20 protein-coding genes are annotated in these 19,593 nt (G+C 42.3%); 10 read left to right on the top strand and 10 right to left on the bottom strand.

What is annotated here, in order from left to right:
- Nucleotides 1-160: 160 nt before the first annotated feature.
- Nucleotides 161-1,603 carry an ATP-binding protein gene (locus tag AC13CS_RS10925; protein WP_293167590.1) on the top strand — a complete coding sequence of 481 codons (1,443 nt, stop codon included), beginning with the start codon at nt 161-163 and terminating at the stop codon, nt 1,601-1,603.
- An 87-nt stretch (nt 1,604-1,690) separates the two neighbouring features.
- On the opposite strand, the gene AC13CS_RS10920 is transcribed toward AC13CS_RS10925, so the two are convergent.
- The 3 genes from AC13CS_RS10920 to AC13CS_RS10910 are packed head-to-tail and all read right to left on the bottom strand — an operon-like array spanning nt 1,691 to nt 4,664.
- Nucleotides 1,691-2,839: an MFS transporter gene (locus AC13CS_RS10920; protein WP_293167592.1), complete on the bottom strand. Its 1,149-nt coding sequence runs from the start codon at nt 2,837-2,839 to the stop codon at nt 1,691-1,693.
- A gap of 34 nt (nt 2,840-2,873) precedes the next feature.
- Complete coding sequence (kynU, locus tag AC13CS_RS10915) at nt 2,874-4,142, bottom strand: kynureninase (RefSeq protein ID WP_293167594.1); 1,269 nt, start codon at nt 4,140-4,142, stop codon at nt 2,874-2,876.
- 57 nt (nt 4,143-4,199) lie between these two features.
- Nucleotides 4,200-4,664 carry a GNAT family N-acetyltransferase gene (locus tag AC13CS_RS10910; RefSeq protein WP_293167596.1) on the bottom strand — a complete coding sequence of 155 codons (465 nt, stop codon included), beginning with the start codon at nt 4,662-4,664 and terminating at the stop codon, nt 4,200-4,202.
- A gap of 66 nt (nt 4,665-4,730) precedes the next feature.
- Between AC13CS_RS10910 and AC13CS_RS10905 the strand changes: the two genes are divergently transcribed.
- Entirely contained in the window at nt 4,731-5,372 is a 642-nt protein-coding gene (locus AC13CS_RS10905; RefSeq protein ID WP_293167598.1) for an O-methyltransferase, read from the top strand.
- Here the strand turns inward: AC13CS_RS10905 and AC13CS_RS10900 are convergent.
- The 4 genes from AC13CS_RS10900 to AC13CS_RS10885 form a co-directional block, all read right to left on the bottom strand.
- Nucleotides 5,338-5,910, bottom strand: coding sequence for a phosphatase PAP2 family protein (locus AC13CS_RS10900; RefSeq protein WP_293167600.1), 573 nt, complete (start codon nt 5,908-5,910; stop codon nt 5,338-5,340). The genes AC13CS_RS10905 and AC13CS_RS10900 overlap by 35 nt on opposite strands.
- Nucleotides 5,911-5,916: 6 nt before the next feature.
- Nucleotides 5,917-6,192 (bottom strand): Sec-independent protein translocase subunit TatA/TatB, encoded by a 276-nt coding sequence (locus AC13CS_RS10895; RefSeq protein ID WP_041801460.1) that lies wholly within the window; start codon nt 6,190-6,192, stop codon nt 5,917-5,919.
- 80 nt (nt 6,193-6,272) lie between these two features.
- The gene (locus AC13CS_RS10890; protein WP_293167604.1) at nt 6,273-8,591 is read right to left on the bottom strand and encodes a M1 family metallopeptidase; all 2,319 of its coding nucleotides are present in this window, start codon (nt 8,589-8,591) and stop codon (nt 6,273-6,275) included.
- 60 nt (nt 8,592-8,651) lie between these two features.
- Complete coding sequence (locus AC13CS_RS10885) at nt 8,652-9,170, bottom strand: DUF6702 family protein (RefSeq protein ID WP_293167606.1); 519 nt, start codon at nt 9,168-9,170, stop codon at nt 8,652-8,654.
- A 40-nt stretch (nt 9,171-9,210) separates the two neighbouring features.
- Between AC13CS_RS10885 and AC13CS_RS10880 the strand changes: the two genes are divergently transcribed.
- The gene (locus AC13CS_RS10880; protein ID WP_293167608.1) at nt 9,211-9,684 is read left to right on the top strand and encodes a hypothetical protein; all 474 of its coding nucleotides are present in this window, start codon (nt 9,211-9,213) and stop codon (nt 9,682-9,684) included.
- Nucleotides 9,685-9,772: 88 nt separating this feature from the next.
- On the opposite strand, the gene AC13CS_RS10875 is transcribed toward AC13CS_RS10880, so the two are convergent.
- Together AC13CS_RS10875 and AC13CS_RS10870 are read right to left on the bottom strand one after the other, a co-directional pair.
- On the bottom strand, nt 9,773-10,567 hold the full coding sequence (locus AC13CS_RS10875; RefSeq protein ID WP_293167609.1) for a carboxypeptidase-like regulatory domain-containing protein: 795 nt from the start codon (nt 10,565-10,567) through the stop codon (nt 9,773-9,775).
- Nucleotides 10,564-11,304, bottom strand: a complete 741-nt coding sequence (locus tag AC13CS_RS10870) for a carboxypeptidase-like regulatory domain-containing protein (RefSeq protein ID WP_293167611.1) — start codon at nt 11,302-11,304, stop codon at nt 10,564-10,566. The genes AC13CS_RS10875 and AC13CS_RS10870 overlap by 4 nt, the downstream gene beginning before the upstream one ends.
- A gap of 224 nt (nt 11,305-11,528) precedes the next feature.
- Between AC13CS_RS10870 and AC13CS_RS10865 the strand changes: the two genes are divergently transcribed.
- The 5 genes from AC13CS_RS10865 to AC13CS_RS10845 all read left to right on the top strand — a co-directional run bounded on the left by AC13CS_RS10865 (nt 11,529) and on the right by AC13CS_RS10845 (nt 16,328).
- A complete protein-coding gene (locus tag AC13CS_RS10865; protein WP_482888750.1) occupies nt 11,529-13,175 on the top strand; it encodes a hypothetical protein in 1,647 nt (548 codons plus the stop codon).
- Nucleotides 13,175-14,341 carry a T9SS type B sorting domain-containing protein gene (locus AC13CS_RS10860; RefSeq protein ID WP_293167615.1) on the top strand — a complete coding sequence of 389 codons (1,167 nt, stop codon included), beginning with the start codon at nt 13,175-13,177 and terminating at the stop codon, nt 14,339-14,341. The genes AC13CS_RS10865 and AC13CS_RS10860 overlap by 1 nt, the downstream gene beginning before the upstream one ends.
- Before the next feature lie 157 nt (nt 14,342-14,498).
- Nucleotides 14,499-15,230, top strand: coding sequence for a M15 family metallopeptidase (locus tag AC13CS_RS10855; protein ID WP_293167617.1), 732 nt, complete (start codon nt 14,499-14,501; stop codon nt 15,228-15,230).
- A 39-nt stretch (nt 15,231-15,269) separates the two neighbouring features.
- Nucleotides 15,270-16,040, top strand: a complete 771-nt coding sequence (locus AC13CS_RS10850) for a M48 family metalloprotease (RefSeq protein ID WP_482888749.1) — start codon at nt 15,270-15,272, stop codon at nt 16,038-16,040.
- Nucleotides 16,041-16,160: 120 nt separating this feature from the next.
- Nucleotides 16,161-16,328, top strand: a complete 168-nt coding sequence (locus tag AC13CS_RS10845; RefSeq protein ID WP_293167619.1) for a DUF6747 family protein — start codon at nt 16,161-16,163, stop codon at nt 16,326-16,328.
- Between the two features lie 100 nt (nt 16,329-16,428).
- Here AC13CS_RS10845 and AC13CS_RS10840 read toward each other — a convergent pair whose 3' ends face one another.
- Entirely contained in the window at nt 16,429-16,821 is a 393-nt protein-coding gene (locus tag AC13CS_RS10840; protein WP_293167621.1) for an ankyrin repeat domain-containing protein, read from the bottom strand.
- Between the two features lie 208 nt (nt 16,822-17,029).
- Here AC13CS_RS10840 and gpmI point away from each other — a divergent pair, with 208 nt between their 5' ends.
- Nucleotides 17,030-18,547 carry a 2,3-bisphosphoglycerate-independent phosphoglycerate mutase gene (gene gpmI / locus AC13CS_RS10835; RefSeq protein ID WP_293167623.1) on the top strand — a complete coding sequence of 506 codons (1,518 nt, stop codon included), beginning with the start codon at nt 17,030-17,032 and terminating at the stop codon, nt 18,545-18,547.
- Nucleotides 18,548-18,755: 208 nt separating this feature from the next.
- Complete coding sequence (gene map / locus AC13CS_RS10830; RefSeq protein ID WP_293167625.1) at nt 18,756-19,574, top strand: type I methionyl aminopeptidase; 819 nt, start codon at nt 18,756-18,758, stop codon at nt 19,572-19,574.
- The last annotated feature ends 19 nt before the right edge of the window (nt 19,575-19,593 follow it).

Below are 19,593 nucleotides of genomic sequence, written 5' to 3'. Positions count from 1 at the left end.
ATAGTGATTAAAATATCGCTGTAAACAAGTTGTGCTTCATTCATAAAATTAACTACATTCCCTGTATTTTTACACTTAAATCAATATTATTTGTTGAAATAGATAGTTTTAATTCTGTTTATTTTATATATTTTTGTTGAATTAAAAAGAATACCCAATAATGGCAAACCTTATTCCAACAGAGAAGATTATTGAGCGGCTTCGCTATGAAAACCCATGGTGGGTAACCAAGGATATTCCTAAGACATATAGTTCAATGTCAAAGAGGCTATATTTTGATCTCTTTTATCCCTTTGTTCTTGAAAGGAGTGTAAAAAGAGCTTTGGTTCTGATGGGACCAAGGAGAGTGGGTAAAACAGTGATGCTATTCCACTGTATTGAAAATCTAATTGAAGAAAGTATAAACCCGCAAAAAATCTTCTTTATAGGAATTGACAATCCCATCTATGTGAATTTAAGTTTAGAAGATATTTTATCGCTCTGTAAAGAGTCTTTGGCTCTTGAAAATCTAAATGGTTGTTTTGTATTTTTTGATGAAATACAATATCTGAAAGATTGGGAAAGACATTTAAAAGTTTTAGTAGACTCATATCCTGAAACAAAGTTTATTGTATCGGGATCAGCCGCGGCTGCCTTAAAATGGCATAGCACGGAAAGTGGGGCGGGAAGGTTTACTGATTTCCTTTTACCACCATTGACATTTCAAGAATATATTCATCTGAAAAAGTTGGATCACTTAATTTATGAAGGTGAGATTCAATACGGAGATAAGGGCATACAATATTGCTTAACTCATGACACTAAAGAGCTGAACAAAGAGTTTGTACATTACTTAAATTTTGGAGGATACCCTGAAGTTGTGTTATCAGAAAAAATTCAAAGTGATATGGGTAGATATGTCAAGAACGATATAGTAGACAAAGTTTTATTGCGAGATCTACCGAGTTTATATGGAATTAAAGATGTCCAAGAATTAAATAGATTTTTTACATACATAGCCTATAATACAGGTAATGAGTTTTCGTATGAGACAATGTCAAAGGAAAGCGGTATTCAAAAAGATACTTTAAAAAAGTATCTTGAATATTTGGAAGCAGCTTTTTTAATTAAAGTTTTGAACAAAGTTGGAATAAACGCAAAAAGATTAAAAAGAATCACCAGATTCAAAGTTTACCTAACAAACCCATCTCTTAGAACTGCTTTATTTTCACCAATAACTGAAACTGACCAAGAAATGGGGAACATGGTAGAAACCGCTATCCTTTCCCAATGGATGCATAGAGAGCAATTAGACTTAACATATGCAAGATGGAAAGAAGGTCGAAAAGAAGGAGAAGTAGATCTTGTTTTAGTAGATGACAAAAGCTACAGACCAATTTGGGGTGTTGAAATTAAATGGAGCAACAGATTTTATTACAAACCTCAAGAATTAAAAAGCCTTATAAGCTTTTGTAAGGAAAATAACTTTGAATCAGCAGTAACAACCTCTATTGATCAATTAGGATCAAAAGAAATTCAAGAATTAAAATTCACATTTATACCTGCATCAATTTATGCCTACAACATTGGTGAGATTACATTAAAATTGAAAACAAAAAATTAAAAAAAGTAAGGACAACAAGGTATCTAGTCCATACCCTCGGGATACCCTCCATACACAAAACCATTATCAAACCCAATAAAAAACAACTCACCTCCCCCTCCTACCCAGAAAAAAAGTAATCCCCAAAACCATAAGGGCCATGCACAACAGCAATACAAAACTATAGTTTAAGGAAGCACTTTCGGCAATAAATCCAAGGATTACTGGCCCTAACAAAAAACCGATATACCCCGAACCTGCGATAAAAGCCACCCCTTGGGAGGAATCCACCCCCTTTACATTACCACCAATTCTAAACAATTCAGGAACAATCACCGAAAATCCTAGGCCATTAAAAGCAAAGCCAATAATGGACCAAGTGGTGTTTTGCGTCAGCACCAGAACAAAACCAATGGCAGCGATAAAAGCACCCAGCCCCACTATTTTAATGGGACCTATTTTGGCACTAATGCCATCACCAAGAAATCGACCCAACGTCATCGTGGTAGAAAACGCCAAGAATCCCGCCCCAATGAGCAGTTCCGGCGCCGTGGTCATTTCTTTAAGGTAGAGCGCGCTCCAGTCGATTATTGCACCTTCACTTCCAAAGGAAACAAACCCGATAATACCCAAAAGCAATAAAGGTTTAAATAGTTTTAGACTAAAAGGTTCTTTTTCTACAGGAGCGGCCACTATATGGACATAATGCTTTTTTAGAAAAAAATTGATGGCAAACACCAAAACCACGGTGATACCCATGTGCAGCACAGGGTTTCCAATCACGGGAATCAAGAAGCTGCCCAGTCCCACCAAAATACCCCCCAGACTAAAAAAACCGTGGGCTGCGGACATAAAATTTTGTTTATCCTCCTTTTCAATTTCGGTGACCAAGGTGTTTATGGCGATATCGATAAAACCGTTGCTGGCCCCAAAAAGGTAGAGGCCTGCCATCAACAAATAATAATTGGGTGCCATAAGCGGCAGCATGGCCGTTACAGAAGCAAATAGCACCCCATACCAAGATGCCCTGCCAACCCCGATTTTGTTGATGATTTTGGAAGCTACCGGAAAAATGGTGAAAACCCCAAGGGACAAACAAAATAGAGCTATACCCAAATCGGCCTTATCTATATCCAGTTTTTCCTTTACTGTGGGGATATAAATGGCCCAAGTACCAAACCAAATATTGATACTGGTAAACACCCATGCCACACCAAAATATCTCGGTTTGGATAAAATAAGCCATAGGGATTTCATACGCTGGTAGAGTTTGGTTGGTTAATTTAATTGGTTATTTGCCCTGTATGCCCGCTTTCAAGATCTGCCCAAACCGGTACATATCCTCATAAGAGCAATAAAGGGGAGCCGGGGCCAATCGTATAACATTGGGTTCCCTCCAATCGGTTATCACACCGTTTTTCATTAAATAATCAAAGATGGGCTTCCCTTCTCCGTGCAAAAACACGGAAAGCTGGCAACCTCTTGCCTCCGGGGTAATTATTTCGAAGGTGCTGTCCACTTCCTTGTCAATCTCATGAAGTACAAACTCCAAAAAGGCCACAATGGTCTTTTGCTTTTTAACAAGGGCATCCATCCCAACTTCATCAAATATCTCCAAGGATGCCAAATAAGGTGCGATGGATAATATGGGCGGATTGCTCAATTGCCATGCATCGGCACTTTCAATGGGGTCAAACTCAGGTTGCATTAAAAAGCGGGTCTCCTTTTTGGTGCCCCACCAGCCTTCAAAACGAGGAATATCTTCTTTTCCCAAATGTCTTTCATGCACAAAAATCCCAGATGCGTTCCCGGGACCACTGTTCATGTATTTGTAACTGCACCAGGCGGCAAAATCAGCGCCCCAGTCATGAAGACTAAGTTTGATGTTTCCAACTCCGTGGGCCAAATCCCAGCCCACAAAGGCGCCAACGCCCTTACCTGTTTTGGTAATGGTTTGCATATCCAACACTTGGCCATTGTAGTAATTGACACCGCCCATCAATACCAAGGCCAGTTCGTCTCCCACCTCGTTGATTTTTTTAATAATATCTTCCGTGCGCCATGCATGTTCCCCGTCCCTCTTTTTTACTTCAACTATGGCATCTTTGGGGTCCAATCCATGAAAACGGACCTGGCTTTGCAGCATATATTGGTCAGATGGAAATGCTTTTTCCTCGCATATAATCTTGAATCGCTTTTCGGTAGGTCTATAAAAGGACACCATCAACAAATGAAGATTGACGGTAAGCGTGTTCATCACCGAAACTTCCTTGGGTTTTGCCCCTACAACCTTGCCCAAACCTTCGGCCAGTCTTTCGTGATAATCCCACCAAGGTTTATCTGCATAAAAATGCCCCTCCACGGCCAGTTCCCGCCAATCTTTCATAACCTCATCCACAAATTTTTGGGTGCGTTTGGGTTGAAGGCCAAGGGAATTTCCCGTGAAGTAGATTACATCCTTCCCGTTTACTTGCGGATAGTGAAATTCGTTTCTATAGGCAGCAAGGGTGTCGGAAGCATCGAGCTTTTTTGCAAATTCAAGCGTATTTTGGAACGTCATTCTTATTTTGGTTTGCTTCAAAAATACGATTTGTGAAAGTAATCTTAGGAAAAGAAATTACTCCAATCGCATTTCGATGATGTGCTTTTTAAACCCTACTTTTTCATACGCTTTAATGGCCGGTTGGTTTTCGTTGTAGACTGTCAATCTAATTTCTTTAAAACCTTGATTGTGCGACCAATTCTTGAGTTCTTCCACAATCATGGCATTGATTCCTTGTCCCCTAAAATCTTCGTCGGTGTACATAAAACCCAGATAGGCGTAAAATTCATGATCTAAATAATGTCTTGCCTTTTTGGGAATGGCATAGCCCGAGGCCACAATTTTACCACCGACCTCAGCAACAATCACATGGGCTTTGGAATCCTGAATCATCTCACCAATATCGTAATAACTTATGGGACCGTTTTTAATGGTAACATCGAACGGACGTTCGGCCTTAATGATTTCTTGCTCAAAACTCAACAACAAGGGGAGGTCGTCCAAGGTTGCTGTGCGTATGTTTACCTTTGGTAACGTCATGGAATGCTTTTGCTTTTAGAAATATTCCAATGTAGTTCTTTTCTATATTTTTGCGAAAAATATCTCATGCATTTCCTTTCACCCATATTGGAGAGTTACATTGCCAACAGTTCGGAGGACGAACCTGAATTGTTGCAGGAACTTACCCGTGAAACCCATTTAAAAGTGATTCAACCTAGAATGATCACGGGGCATTTTCAGGGTCGAGTTTTGAGTATGTTGTCCAAAATCATCAATCCCAAATATATCTTGGAGATAGGCACTTATACGGGATATTCGGCTTTGTGTTTGGCAGAGGGGCTTCAAAAAGAGGGGGAATTGCACACCATTGAGGTAAACGAGGAACTTTATGAAATGCAGCGGAAGTATTTTGACAGAAGTGGGTTCGGTCCTCAAATTAAACAACATATTGGGGATGCATTGGAGATTATTCCAACATTGGAACCCTCTTTTGACCTTGTTTTTATTGATGCCCAAAAGGTGAACTACGATGCTTATTTTGAGGCGGCAATCAAAAAAACAAATCCGGGCAGTGTGATTCTATCGGACAATGTACTCTGGTCCGGAAAGGTGGTCGAACCCATACAGAAATCGGACAAGGCTACTGCCGCACTATTGGAATACAATCAAAAATTAAAAAATGACCCGAGAGTGGAAACCGTTTTACTTCCAATCAGGGATGGACTGACATTGAGTAGGGTGCTATAAAACGTTGGTACAGCCAATAAAAGAGCCATCCGGACAGTAAACCTACTACCATACCCACTAGAATGTCGATAGGGAAATGTACCCCTACATAAATTCGGCTCATGGCAAACAATATGGGCCAAATAAAAAACAGCATGGCCCATTTCACTCTTTGCCGAAGAAAAAGGAACACCAACATGGTTATGGAAAACGAGCTGGAGGCATGGCCCGAGAAAAAACTATAGTCCGTTGGGGTTTTTAAAATGCGTATCAGGGTATTGATTTCTTCCACATTATTCGGTCTTAACCTAGCCACCGAAATTTTGGTCCAATGTGTGATGAGGGCAATAAAAATTGCCAGACCCACAACCGTCAAAAATTTGTAAAAAGCTTCCCTTTTAGAAAATTTCAAGAAAAACAATACTAGAAAGAGGATAAAAAGGGGAATCCAAGTAGTGATATTGGTCACGGTGGACCAAAACATATCGTACCTCTCTATGCCCAGACCATTGAGATAAACAAAAGCGTCCCTATCCCATCTGAGCAATTTATCCAACATAGGAATCTATTTCTTATTGAGGTCTCTTTTGATGGAGCCGGAAACTTCGTTCACGTTCTTTTTTACATCATCGATTTCCTTACGGATATTTTTGGTGAAGTCCGTGTCCACATCCGTGGTCTTTTGGATTTCACGCTTAATATCGTCCGTGGCGTCTTTGAGTTGACGCATTCCTTTACCGAGCCCCTTGGCTATGCCAGGAATCTTATCCGCTCCAAATACCATCACCACGATGAATAGGATGAAAAAAATCTCAGCTCCGCTAATGAATAGAAATTGCATGCCACAAATATAATCAGAACTTGGTTTCAAAATAAAAAAAGCCCCGTTAAATAACGAGGCTCTTAACATAGTTTTTAATACTATTGGTCTCCTTTGATGTTTTCCTTGAACTTATCAAAGTCCGATTTTTCCTCTTTCTTGGGCCAAGCGTTATTAGTGGTATCAATATCCGCAGTTTCCAATTTTGGATCTACTACAATTCCCACCAATTCTTTCTCGGTTGCCATCACTCTTTTTACCTCGGCATCGTTCTTTCTCCAAATTTCTGGAGGATAAGTAACATTCTCCGTGGTACCATCCGCGTAAGTGTACTCCACGATCAAAGGCATGGGAATACCTCCTGGCTTATCAAAAGTGATTTCATAAAAATACTTTGGCTCTTTAACCTGGGCTCTTTCGGCCTCGGTCATGTTGTCCATCATAAATTCCTTAAGGTTCTGGGAAGTCTCGGTCGGGGATTTTCCTTTTAGCTCTGGGGAAAAATCCTCGCTGTCCTCTTCGGCCAAGTATACCAATGGTGGAAGGTCGGCCTCGGTAAGGTTCCTGTCGGCCATGTATTTTTCCATTTCCTTGGTAGGCTTGTTGGACACGTAGTATTTTTTAACACCCTTTACGCCTATGTCAACATAGTCAGTGGTGTAGAACCATCCTCTCCAGTACCAATCCAAATCCACTGCGGAAGCATCTTCCATGGTACGGAAGAAATCTTCTGGGGTCGGGTGCTTGAACATCCAACGTTGTGCGTAGGTTTTGAATGCATGATCGAACAATTCCTCACCCATTACAGTTTCCCTAAGAATGTTTAGAGCAGTTGCTGGTTTGCCATAGGCATTTGGACCTAGTTGATACACGTTTTCCGGATTTGACATGATGGGTGAAATATAACTTTGATCACCTGCCATGTAAGGAACTATTTTAGCGGCTTCCCCTCTTCTTGATGGGTATTTTTCGTTAGGGGCGATAACTTCTGGGTTGTTCTTTCCAAACTCTTGCTCGGCCAGATATTGCATAAAGGTATCCAAACCTTCGTCCATCCATCCCCACTGACGCTCATCGGAGTTTACGATCATTGGGAAGAAGTTGTGACCAACTTCATGGATGATCACACTGATCATTCCGTATTTAACCCTATCGGAATACGTGCCATCCTCGTTTGGACGTCCGTAGTTCCAACAGATCATTGGGTATTCCATTCCTTGGTTTTTGGCATGTACGGAGATGGCTTTGTGGTAAGGGTAATCAAATGTGTGTTTTGAGTATGTTTTTAAGGTTTGTGCAACCGCTTTGGTAGATTGCTCTTCCCAAAGTGGGTTACCTTCTTTAGGATACATGGATACGGCCATTACATCTTTGCTTCCGATTTTAACGGCTTGCATGTCCCAGATAAACTTTCTGGATGTTGCAAAAGCGTAATCCCTAACATTGGTTGCCTTGAACTTCCAAGTTTTGGTATCGGTAGCGAAACCTTTTTCGGCAGCTTCCGCTTCTTCTTGGGTTACAATAAGTACTGGCTTGTCGTACGATTTTTTGGCCTGCTTGTAGCGCTTCATCATTTCTTTGGAAAAAACCTCATCACGGTTTTGAAGCTCACCAGTAGCATCCAAAATATGGTCTGCAGGAACGGTGATGCTCACATCATAATTACCAAATGGCAATGCAAACTCTCCACTACCCCAGAACTGATGGTTTTGCCACCCTTCCACATCGCTGTACACCGCCATTCTTGGAAAGAATTGTGCAATTACGTAGGCACGGTTTCCATCTTTTGGAAAATACTCGTAGCCCGAGCGTGCCCTGTTTACGGTATGGTCGGGAATATTGTACCACCATTTAATGGAGAAAGAAATCTTTTCCCCACTTTTAAGTGCTTCTGGAATATTGATACGCATCATGGTCTGGTTGATGGTATAGGACAACGGTTTTCCATTATCATCGGTAACCGACTCAATATTAAAACCGCCATCGAATGGCTCGCTGATGTAGGTTTGCGCAAAATTGTCCGCCGTGTAGGCAATGTTCACGCCATTACCATCGCGCAAGGGTGATTTTGAATCTTTGGCACGTACATTTTGATCTAATTGTACCCAAAGAAATTCCAAATCGTCCGGGGAATTGTTATGGTACGTAATGGTCTCCTCACCGCTGATCTTTGCATTTTTATCATCCAGGTGAATATCCATTACATAATCCGCCTGTTGCTGATAATAATCGGGACCGGGCGCACCTGATGCGGACCGGTATGTGTTTGGAGTTGAAAACTCCTCGTACAATTGTTTAAATTTACTTTGGTTGTAATGTCCGGGCTCCCGTTCTTCTTTAACGTCTCCCTCTTCTTGTGCCATGACCACGGCTCCAAAAAGGAACAACACGGAAGCTAAGCAATACTTGAATCTGTTCATTTTCTATCTGATTTTATAGCTGTGAAAAATAACATATTTTAACCAATTGTTAAGAATACGTCATAAGTTTAACATTCCTTTATTCTTCTCCCTGATGAGTACAAAGCTTTTTTTGTTGTTTTTCCACTTCACATGGACCACGTTTTTCTGTTCGTCGAACAAATCCGTAAGCAGCTCGTTCTGAACGGACATGGTTTTTACGTTGGATAAATCAACATTGGTAATTTCCAAATAACAGATGACCACATCGGTATCGTACCTTTTTCCCAAAAAATTATAGGGAACGGGCTCTCCATCGAACTCCACTATAAACTTTGATCGGAAATATTTTTCGATATATTCATCGGCGATCTTGGATTCTTTCGGGGTAGCCAGCTTGGCCTCGATGCCATAGCGTTCCTTAAGGAGTTTGTCGAGGTCATCTATAAATATCCGACTGGTGATCTGGAAAGCACTATCCTCCTCCGAGTAGGCTATATTGGTAACGCTTACGTAGAATTTATGGGCGGATGAGAAAGACAAGAACAACAACATTACCAAAGGTAATACCATCATTCTTGCTTTTTTCAGTTTCATCATGTGTTATTAGACTTTAATTGTGCGACAATGTTACAGTTTTATGAAACTTTCTGCAATTTACCTGCCAAACTATTTACTTTCAAGTTCAAGTTCAAACTCAAACTCAAACATCAAGCTCAAGAACATACAACAAAGGCTAAGGTTACAGCATACTGCCTACTGCTTACTGCGAACTGACATCGGACAAACCCAAGCTCAAGTTCAAACATCAGATTCAAGAGCAAAAGTATTCGTGGCGATTCGTGAAATTCGTGTCTGCTGGCAGGTGCTCAATGTCACTAGTTCAAGCTCAAGTATCAAGCTCAAACGACAAACCCAAGTTCAAGTTCAAACATCAGATTCAAGAGCAAAGGTATTCGTGGCGATTCGTGAAATTCGTGTCTGCTGGCAGGTGCTCAATGTCACTAGTTCAAGCTCAAGTATCAAGCTCAAGCTCAAGTTCAAGCTCATACATCAAGTTCAAGAATCAAGACCATACAGCAAAGGCAAGGTTACTGCTGACTGCATAAACTGACATAAGACGTAAGACTCTAGATTTTAGAAAATAGATTCTAGACTCCAGGCTCCCGACATCCGACATCCGACATCCAACTCCCAAAAACTCAATCCAAGTCGTTGTTTTCTCGGTAAGCTCGGCTTTTTTCTATCATTACATCCCATATCCTTAATTTATCCTGAGATTCCACCGCCGCCTGAAAAGCTTCGTCCACCTCGCAGAAATACATGAAATCATCTATTTTATCCATGGGGATTTTAAGCGTTGTCAAAAAAAGGGAATCCGCATAAAAACCTTGTACCTGTTGCGTTTGGGCGTAGGTCTTGTCCACTTTCACCCTGTTCTTCAACATTTTGGTACGTCCCGTAATGGCATTGATAATGGGATCTAAAGGGGGACTCAATAGCATCCCCACATTAAACTTACCTGCCGTGGCCTGTTGCAGTTTCCGCTCGCTCTGCGTTGGCACACGCCTATGGGCATTGGGCAAGTTCAAGGCCTCTGCGCTCACGGCCTTTTCGAAGGTGACCCTATCCACATCGCGGCTTAGATCCCCGGTTAAATTGTAGGGAGTCACCACTACTTCTTTTAATTGGTTTACGAATTCCTGCATGGGAACCTCCACAAAGTTGGATTGGTATAGCGTTTCGGTAACGGGCAGGGATTTTTTCAAAAAATGAACGGCGGAAAACACCAGCGTATCGTTTAACCGCACCCTAATGGCAAAATTCCCATCAATATCGGTGATAACGGCGTCTTTTGTGGAAGTGTTTTGGACCACCACGCCAACCACGTCCTTATCGGTACTGGTAACTTTTCCTTGCAGCACTTTGCTATCTGTTTCTTGGGAAAAGCCCCGATGGGCAGCAAAACAAACCAAAACAAGAAAAAATCGTTTCATTCCTCTTCCAAAGTTGCCAAAAAGTCCTTGCTTTGGGTCACCAGAAAATCGATCAACTGAAATTCGTTTTCTTTTCGGAGCAGTGTCTGGGAAGGTATTTTATCATCACAATACAAGAGAAAAGCATCTATTTTGTCCTGTGGCAACTTTAGGTCCACTACAAAAAATTCGTCGTCGTACACATGTCGGAGCACTTCGCTCACCTTAAGCGGTGCCCTTTGCTGTCCGTTGACCTCCTGTGGCTTAAACAGCGCCTTGAAGATGTTTACAAAATTGAGGCCATGCTTCATACCCCGTGTTATTTGGGAATTGGCAATGTTTTCCACCTCGGTCCCCCTATCAATCTCATAATTGAACTCTTTAAAGTCCTCATTTTTTACCTGAAGGAATCTTTCTTGGTTTTCGGGGGTCACCACAACCTCGTCCAGTTCTTGTACTTTTTCGTCCACTTCGACCACCAAACGGTTGTTCGCCAATATTTCGGGGGTAACGGTGACTACCTCCAATTGATAGTTTACCGCCGTAAACACCAACTGGTCACCCTCCTTTACCGCTATCATAAACTCTCCGTTATCGTCGGTAATGGTAGCTATACCGCTGGTGGAATTGATAACGTTCTCGTTAGGGACATTGGAACTCCTGTACAGCACCTTGCCCCTGAGCATTTGGCGCGAATCCTGTGCCATGGACCAGCCGGACACAAGCAAAGAGAACAATATCAAAAAAGCATTTTTCATTTCTACGTGTTTATTACAAGTTAAAGAAAACTTATGAAGATGATATAAAAAATTAAGCGGTTCTAAACTTTTGTTAATTCTGCATCATCGCGCATAGTAAAAATATACCAAAGTGGATTCCATTCACCCGTGAATTCCGTGTTTTGACGGTATTTATTAAAAAAATTGAAACATAAGTTTAGTTTTGCCTTTTACGTTTGGAAAATCCTCAAATAACAAACACTGTGAAAACTTCAATAGTCTACTTGATCATGGGCCTGCTTGTAATCAACTCGCTGAGTGCGCAGGTAAAAATCGGTGATAACCCACAAAACCTGGATCCATCCTCTATTCTGGAACTACAGAGCAGCAACCGTGTTTTGGTGATCACCCGAGTAACGGATGCCCAGATGAGCGTAATCAACCCCTTGCCCGGTGCCGTGGTGTACAATACCGACCAGGAGTGCCTGCATTATTACAACGGAACGGAGTGGATCAATATCTGCGAAGCACTGGACAACTCTTTTACAACCAGTACCCGTGCAGATTCTCTACTACAGGTCAATCCACAAGCGAGGGACAATACCGTTATAATTTCCGAAATTATCAATCCCGATGGCAGTACCAATTACAATTTTGAAGTAGGAGAAATTAATTCAGCTAATATTGCAACTGGTGGTGTAGTGGGAAGGAACATCATTGGCAGCTCCATTGAAGACAAACACTTGATAGATGGAACCATTAGTAAGGAAAAATTTCAATCGGCTCCAAATCCTGGTGATCTTTTTATATCTACTGGTAGTGGTTGGGATTATATCAACCGCTCCGACCTTTTAAATACCCAACTGGACAGTATTGTGGGGAATGAGATTACAAACGCTACCCTGAACGGTTCTTTAGTTAGAGATGGGGGCGGAACCCAAGCCTACCCATATACCTTAGATGTTGCAGATGGAGGAATTGATACCGCTGAATTGGCAGATAATGCGGTGACGACCGAAAAAATACTTGACGGAAATGTCACCAATGCAAAACTCGATAAAGGAAATATTCCGCTGAGTGGTTTTGGAGCTGCTGAAGACATTGTTGATTTAGATGGAAATAGGCTCATTAATTTGGCTGACCCAACAGCACTATTAGATGCTGTTAATTTGCAATCTTTAAATGATGCGATTGCGGATTCGGAGGCATTGGACAATGACACCAACGATGAAAATGAAATTCAAGAACTGTCCTTATCCAACGATACCCTCAATATCAGCAATGCCAATACGCCAATCGACCTGAGCGGATATGTGAACGACGATGAAAATGAAATTCAAGAACTGTCCTTATCCAACGACACCCTCAATATCAGCAATGCCAATACACCAATCGACCTAAGCGGTTACCTTGACAATCTTGACGAACAACAATTGAGTTTAGAATTGGACACTCTTAGAATCAGCGGGGACACAACGGCAATAGACCTAAGTAGGTACGACAGAACTCTAGAAACCAAAGACTTAGAACAAACCGAAACTTCAGACAGAACCTATAATATAAATGCTGGAACCTTAAACTTTACCAACGGAAATGTTGGAGTTGGAACTGCCGCTATCCCAACCTCCACTTTACAAACAGGTGGTTCCTTTGCAGCTCCAATTACTACAACATCAGGAGACACAACTTTAAATGAATCCCACTATACAGTTATTCTAGGGGATGATGATGCCATAACACTGCCTGGGGCAGGTACGTGCCAAGGTAGAATCTATATTATTAAAAACACTACCATATTTACCCCTACGATATCCTCATATATTGATGATGGAGGGACAAGTCAAAATACAATTCCATCAGGAGTAACCCAACTGCAAAGTGATGGTACCAACTGGCAACAAATCAACTAATGAAACCCCTCCTCCACATAACATTTCTATTATCGGTCAGTTTTGGAGTGGCCCAAAGCGGGTTGTACAATAGTGGCAACTTTAGCGTGCACAACAATGCCAACATTGGTCTGCACACCGATTTTATAAACGATGCCAACTTTGACCAAACCAATGGGCTGGTCGGTTTTTATGGTAACCGTGCCATCATTGTTTCCGGAAGCATTCCCCCAACCCTTTGGGACACGGAGATAATGATGGACAGCAACGTGTTTTTACAAAATCCCGTCATGGTTCGGAACAACGTCAATTTTATTGATGGCAATTTCCTGACCCCGACCAACATACCTGCGGTGAACCTCAGTTTTATGGACCAAGGTTTTTTCACCGGAGAAAGCGATGCATCCAAAGTAACTGGCTTTGCCGCCATTAACAATCGCGATGTATTTTCGTTCCCTGTGGGCGACTCGGAACAGCTCCGACCTTTAACATTAAACGCACAAAGTGCCACCCCTTTGGCCGTATGCGCCTATTTTTTTGAGGATCCCTCCGCTCCCTCCTCTATTTTGGAACGTTTTGACACCGAAGAAAAAGTACAGGACATCGGAACCGTTACCGATCGCGAATTTTGGGTCATACAAAGCGATGTGCCAGCGCAAGTAACCATTTCGTGGAACACAAGGAGTGCTTTGGGCACCATTCCCAATGCCACTTTGGAATCCATTATTGTGGTGGGATGGAGCAAATCGTCCAACCAATGGGTGATCATCGGCAACTCGGCCATTAGTGGCGACATTGCACAGGGGTTTGTTACTTCCGAAACCTTTGTGCCCAGCGATTATGCCGCCATTACCTTTGGTACCATTCCCCTGCCCACGGATACCTTTGCCGTGGAAAATCCTACTTTGGGCAATTACTTTTTGAGTCCGAACGGAGATGGCACCAACGATTTTTTGGTGATTGACGGCATGGAGGAATCACCGAACAACAGTTTGCGTATTTTTAACCGATACGGGCAAAAGGTTTTTGAGAAAATCAATTACACCAACGAGTTTTACGGCCTTGCCAACACAGGAACCTTGATCCCCAACCAAGCATCCGGTCTGCCCGAAGGCGTTTATTTTTACTTGGTTACCTTGGACGATCTGGAACTGGAATATTCCGGTTTCCTTTTCTTGGACCGATAGCAATCACCTTTTTCATTTCTACTTTAACACAAAAACTCAATTATTTGGATTCCCGTTTTCATGGGAATGACAATTTTAATGGAATCCCACCTATAATGGGATTGGGGAATGCTTTTTCAATTAAAAATACTTCTTAACTTGGTGAAAAATTTCTTTTATGAAAAGAAGGGCTTTCATTAAAACTGCTTCTGCATCAGGGCTGGCCTGCACCATTCCTCCCATTTTACCCAATTTTTATGACCCGGATTACTCCACGGCCGAGCTCATGGGCAAAGCGGATATTGAACTCTTTGGCGAGGGCATCAATCTAAAGGAAGAGGCGTACAAGTCCTTTTTAGAAATGAAAAAAGCGGCCTATTCTGATGGTTTTGATATTAAAATAGTATCCAGTTTCAGGGATTTTTACCATCAAGAACGCATTTGGGAACGCAAATATCTAAGCTATACCGAAGAAGGTATGGCCCCTTTGGAGGCTATTGACAAGATTATTGAATATTCCACCATTCCGGGAACGAGCAGGCACCATTGGGGCACCGACATCGATATTATTGATGGATTCCCCAAAGTATCGGGCGATGTGCTGGATTCCGAAAAATTTGAGGCGGGCGGTCCTTTCGAAGGACTCAAACTTTGGCTGGACGAAAACTCGACAAAATACGGGTTCTATCTTGTCTACACCAACAATCCAAGAAGAAGAGGGTTTAAGTACGAGCCCTGGCATTACAGTTATGCGCCCATATCCATTCCCATGCTAACGGCCTACCGTAAGCTCAACATTTTAAAGTTGATGCAACAAGAAAGGTTTCTGGGCAAAGAACATTTTACCGCTGGTTTTATAAGAACCTACGTTCAGGACAATATCTTGGACATAAACCCTGTACTGCTATAACGGTTTTTTTGTATCTTCAACATACCAGTACACTAGCCCATGAGAATCGGAAGAGGAAATTGGAGGATACGCATCCTGATCGGTTTGGCCATTGTTGCTTTTGCGTTTATTCGTAGGTGCAGCAACCAAGAAGAAAATCCCTATACCGGCAGAACCCAGAACATAGACATGACCACGGAACAGGAGATTGCCATTGGGCTGCAAGCTGCCCCGGAAATGGCGCAGCAACACGGGGGACTCTATCCGGACGAACGTATGCAGGCTTTGGTGGACGCCGTGGGCAACAAACTGGTGCAAAGTAGTGTGGCCAAGGAAACCCCTTATCAATACGAATTTCATCTTTTGGCAGACGACCGCACCATCAATGCCTTTGCGCTGCCCGGCGGACAGATTTTTATCACTTATGCCCTGTTCTCCCAACTCAACGAACCGCAACTTGCCGGTGTCTTGGGCCATGAGATCGGCCATGTAATCGGCAGGCATTCTGCCGAACGTATTGCCGAAAGCAATTTTTGGCAAACCTTGGCCACGGGTGCTTCAGTCGGTGGCGATATGGGCGGTTTGGTTGCAGGCATCGGCCAAAATACCCTTTTAACCAATGGCAGGGGCGACGAATTGGAGAGTGATGAACTCGGCGTGCTATTTATGATAGCGTCCGGGTACGACCCCAATGAGATGATAGAGGTCATGAAAGTATTGAAAGCGGCCGCAGGACCCAACAGGGTTCCCGAGTTCCAGAGTACCCACCCCGACCCCGAAAACCGTATTGAAAAGATAAAGGAAGCCATCGAAAAATATTCAGGTCGATAGAATTGGTGGTTTATCGATAAAAAAAGGAGATTGGCTTAATTTCCGTACCTTTGGGTAAACGGCCCAAATCCTACTAAGTTTCTCTTAATCTTTTTGTTATGCAATAAAAAGAGAGAACATATGGGAACACTATTACATTTTAAAGACCTCTATTTAGAGGCATTTGACGATTGCAAACCTAGCTTTGTAGTGCTCTTTTTAAAAGGGTATTCTATATTTTGCGGGGTCATGCTTGTTATGGCCCTATATGCATTTTTGTACCGGGCTTTTACCGGGTTTGAATTTTAAGTCAAGAGGGCCACACTCTTTTGCAAGAACACTAATATATGAAATGAACAAAGGGCGCATCCAATGGATGGGCCCTTTTTCATTGGAATAAACTCCCTTTCTATTTTTTCATTGCAGCTTCCAACACGGCCTGTGCCTCAGTGGCGTTGGACAATTTGGCATATTTCATGGCGGTCATACCCCCGTCGCAACGTTTTTTAAGGTCTGCCCCATGATCGATAAGTACTTGTAATACTTCGACCTTGTTGTAACGGGCCGCGTAATGGATAGGTGCCTTGCCCAAGGATTTTTGGTTGACGTCCTCTCCAAGTTCAATGAATTTTTTAACCGTCTCTACATCGCCCTGCATTACAGCCTTGCAAAAACTGCTGAGCTCATCCAGGCTTACCATTTCAATGGAGGTTCCAAAATCGTTTGTTTTGAGTTCGTTGGCAGAAACGCCGCTTAGGGCCAACAGGCATAGTGAGGCCACTGAAAAGATTGTTTTTTTCATGATGAATTGTTTTTGATTAATGAATTTTCTTGTTATAAAAATAGACTCTCGCCAAGCTTGGATGTTACACGATTAACAGTTAAATAACTAAATTTTAACAATTCTTCATTTTTAACATAAGATTATTAACAAGTTCATAATTAGAATTTTAACAAAAAACTAGGGCATCCAACCAGATCACTTTATTTTTGTGGTACAATATTTCACTATGAACAAAAAGGTTATTCTCATGATTTTGGATGGTTGGGGAAAATCCCCAGATCCAAAGGTTTCGGCAATTGAAAAGGCCAACACTCCATTTATTGATTCACTATACACAAAATACCCCAATGCGGATCTGCATACTGACGGAATGAACGTTGGCCTACCCGAGGGACAGATGGGAAACAGTGAGGTAGGACACATGAACCTTGGCGCGGGAAGAATCGTGTACCAAGACTTGGCCAAGATCAACAAAGCCGTAAAAGAAGATACCTTAAAAAAAGAAAAAGTACTCCAAGATGCCTTTGAATATGCCAAAGCCAACAATAAACCGGTCCACTTTTTAGGCTTGGTGAGCGATGGTGGGGTGCATAGCCACATCGACCATTTAAAGGCCTTGATCAAAGCCGCCGACGAAAGCGGTGTGGAAAATGCTTTTGTACACGCTTTTACCGATGGTCGGGATGTAGACCCAAAAAGTGGTAAAGGCTTTTTGGTGGATCTTGATAATTACTGCTCTGACAAAAAGACCCAATTGGCCACAGTTATTGGCAGGTATTACGCCATGGATCGTGACAAAAGATGGGAGCGTGTAAAAATGGCTTATGATGTAGTCGTAAATGCAGCAGGGGAAAAAACACAGCATATTGGTGAGGCCATGCAAAAAAGTTACGATGACGGTGTTACCGATGAATTCATTAAACCGTTGGTTTTAACCGATGCCAATAATGAGCCCCTTGCCAAAATCCAAGATGGGGATGTAATCATCTTCTTCAATTTTAGGACAGACCGTGGCCGTGAGCTGACACAAGCTTTGAGTCAACAGGATTTCCATGAACAGAACATGCACAAAATGGATCTGTACTATGTTACCATGACAAATTACGATGATTCATTCAAAGGAATCAAAATCATATTCAACAAAGAGAACATAAAAGATACCTTGGGCGAGACCCTTGCCAAAAATAGCAAGAAGCAAATCCGCATCGCCGAAACCGAAAAGTATCCACACGTTACTTTTTTCTTTAATGGAGGTCGCGAAGAACCTTTTGAGGGTGAGCAGCGTATTCTTTGCCCATCCCCCAAAGTAGCTACCTACGACCTTCAACCTGAAATGAGCGCTTACGACATTCGCGATGCCATTATCCCTGAATTAAAGAAAGGAGAAGCGGACTTTGTATGCCTCAACTTTGCCAATCCCGATATGGTTGGGCACACCGGAGTTATGGAGGCCGCCATAAAAGCCTGTGAAACCGTTGACCAATGTGCCAAAGATGTGATAACCGCTGGCTTGGAAAACGGCTATTCCACCATTGTAATTGCGGATCATGGAAACTGCGACACCATGATCAACCCAGATGGTAGCCCCAACACAGCACACACCACGAACCCAGTTCCACTTATTTTGGTGGACAAGGATGTAAAAGAGGTAAAAAGTGGCGTTTTAGGCGATATCGCTCCTACCATTCTTAAATTATTGGGCGTTCCACAACCAGAATTAATGACCCAAAAACCATTGGTGTAGACAAACATTCCTTAAAATCCCCAGAATCAATTTGAACTCGTCTTGGGTTGTTTCATTAAGACGAGAAAGCAAGATTTTGTGCTCAAATGAAGGATTTTTTGAGCAGCATAGCAGGGCTACGGAGTGAAAAAAAGACAAAAATTGAGTGCAAAAGATGGTTTTGCAGTAAATTACAATAACTCAAGATGAGTTCTTTATCTTTGCGGCTATGATTCAAGTAAAAACAGCTGAAGAAATTGAGTTGATGCGCGAGAGCGCTTTGGTAGTATCCAAAACTTTGGGCCTATTGGCCAAGGAAATAAAGCCCGGTGCCAATCCATTAAAACTGGATAAAATGGCCGAAGAATTTATTCGGGAACAGGGAGCCGTACCTGGCTTTTTGGGCATGTACGACTTTCCAAACACCTTAAACTGGAGTCCAAATGCCCAAGTGGTGCATGGCATACCAGGCAATGAACCCTTAAAGGAGGGCGACATTGTTTCCGTGGATTGTGGAGCCGTTAAAAATGGTTTCCACGGAGACCATGCCTATACTTTTGAAGTGGGTGAAGTTGCCGAAGAAACCAAAAAACTGCTCAAGGTTACCAAAGAATCGCTTTACATAGGCATAAGGGAGTTTAAACTGGGTAACCGCGTAGGTGATGTTGGTTATGCCATTCAAAAATACTGTGAAGACCATGGATACGGCGTGGTACGTGAATTGGTTGGCCATGGTTTGGGGCGGGAACTCCATGAAGACCCACAAATGCCCAACTACGGCAAAAGAGGCCGTGGCAAAAAGTTTGTCAACGGTATGGTTGTCGCTATAGAACCCATGATCAATATGGGTACAAAACGCATAAAACAATTAAAGGATGGCTGGACGATACTCACTGCCGATGGCAAACCAAGTGCACACTTTGAGCACGATGTGGCCCTAGTGGATGGTAAACCCGAACTCTTGTCCACCTACCAATATATTTATGATGCCCTGGGCATTACCAGCGATGAAGAGGAAGAATTCCGTAGTAAGAAATTGGTGCTTTAGTGTTCAACAATCTTTATAT

Source organism: Flagellimonas sp. B-3 (assembly GCF_056857835.1).
This window is presented reverse-complemented; position numbering and strand designations above follow the sequence as displayed.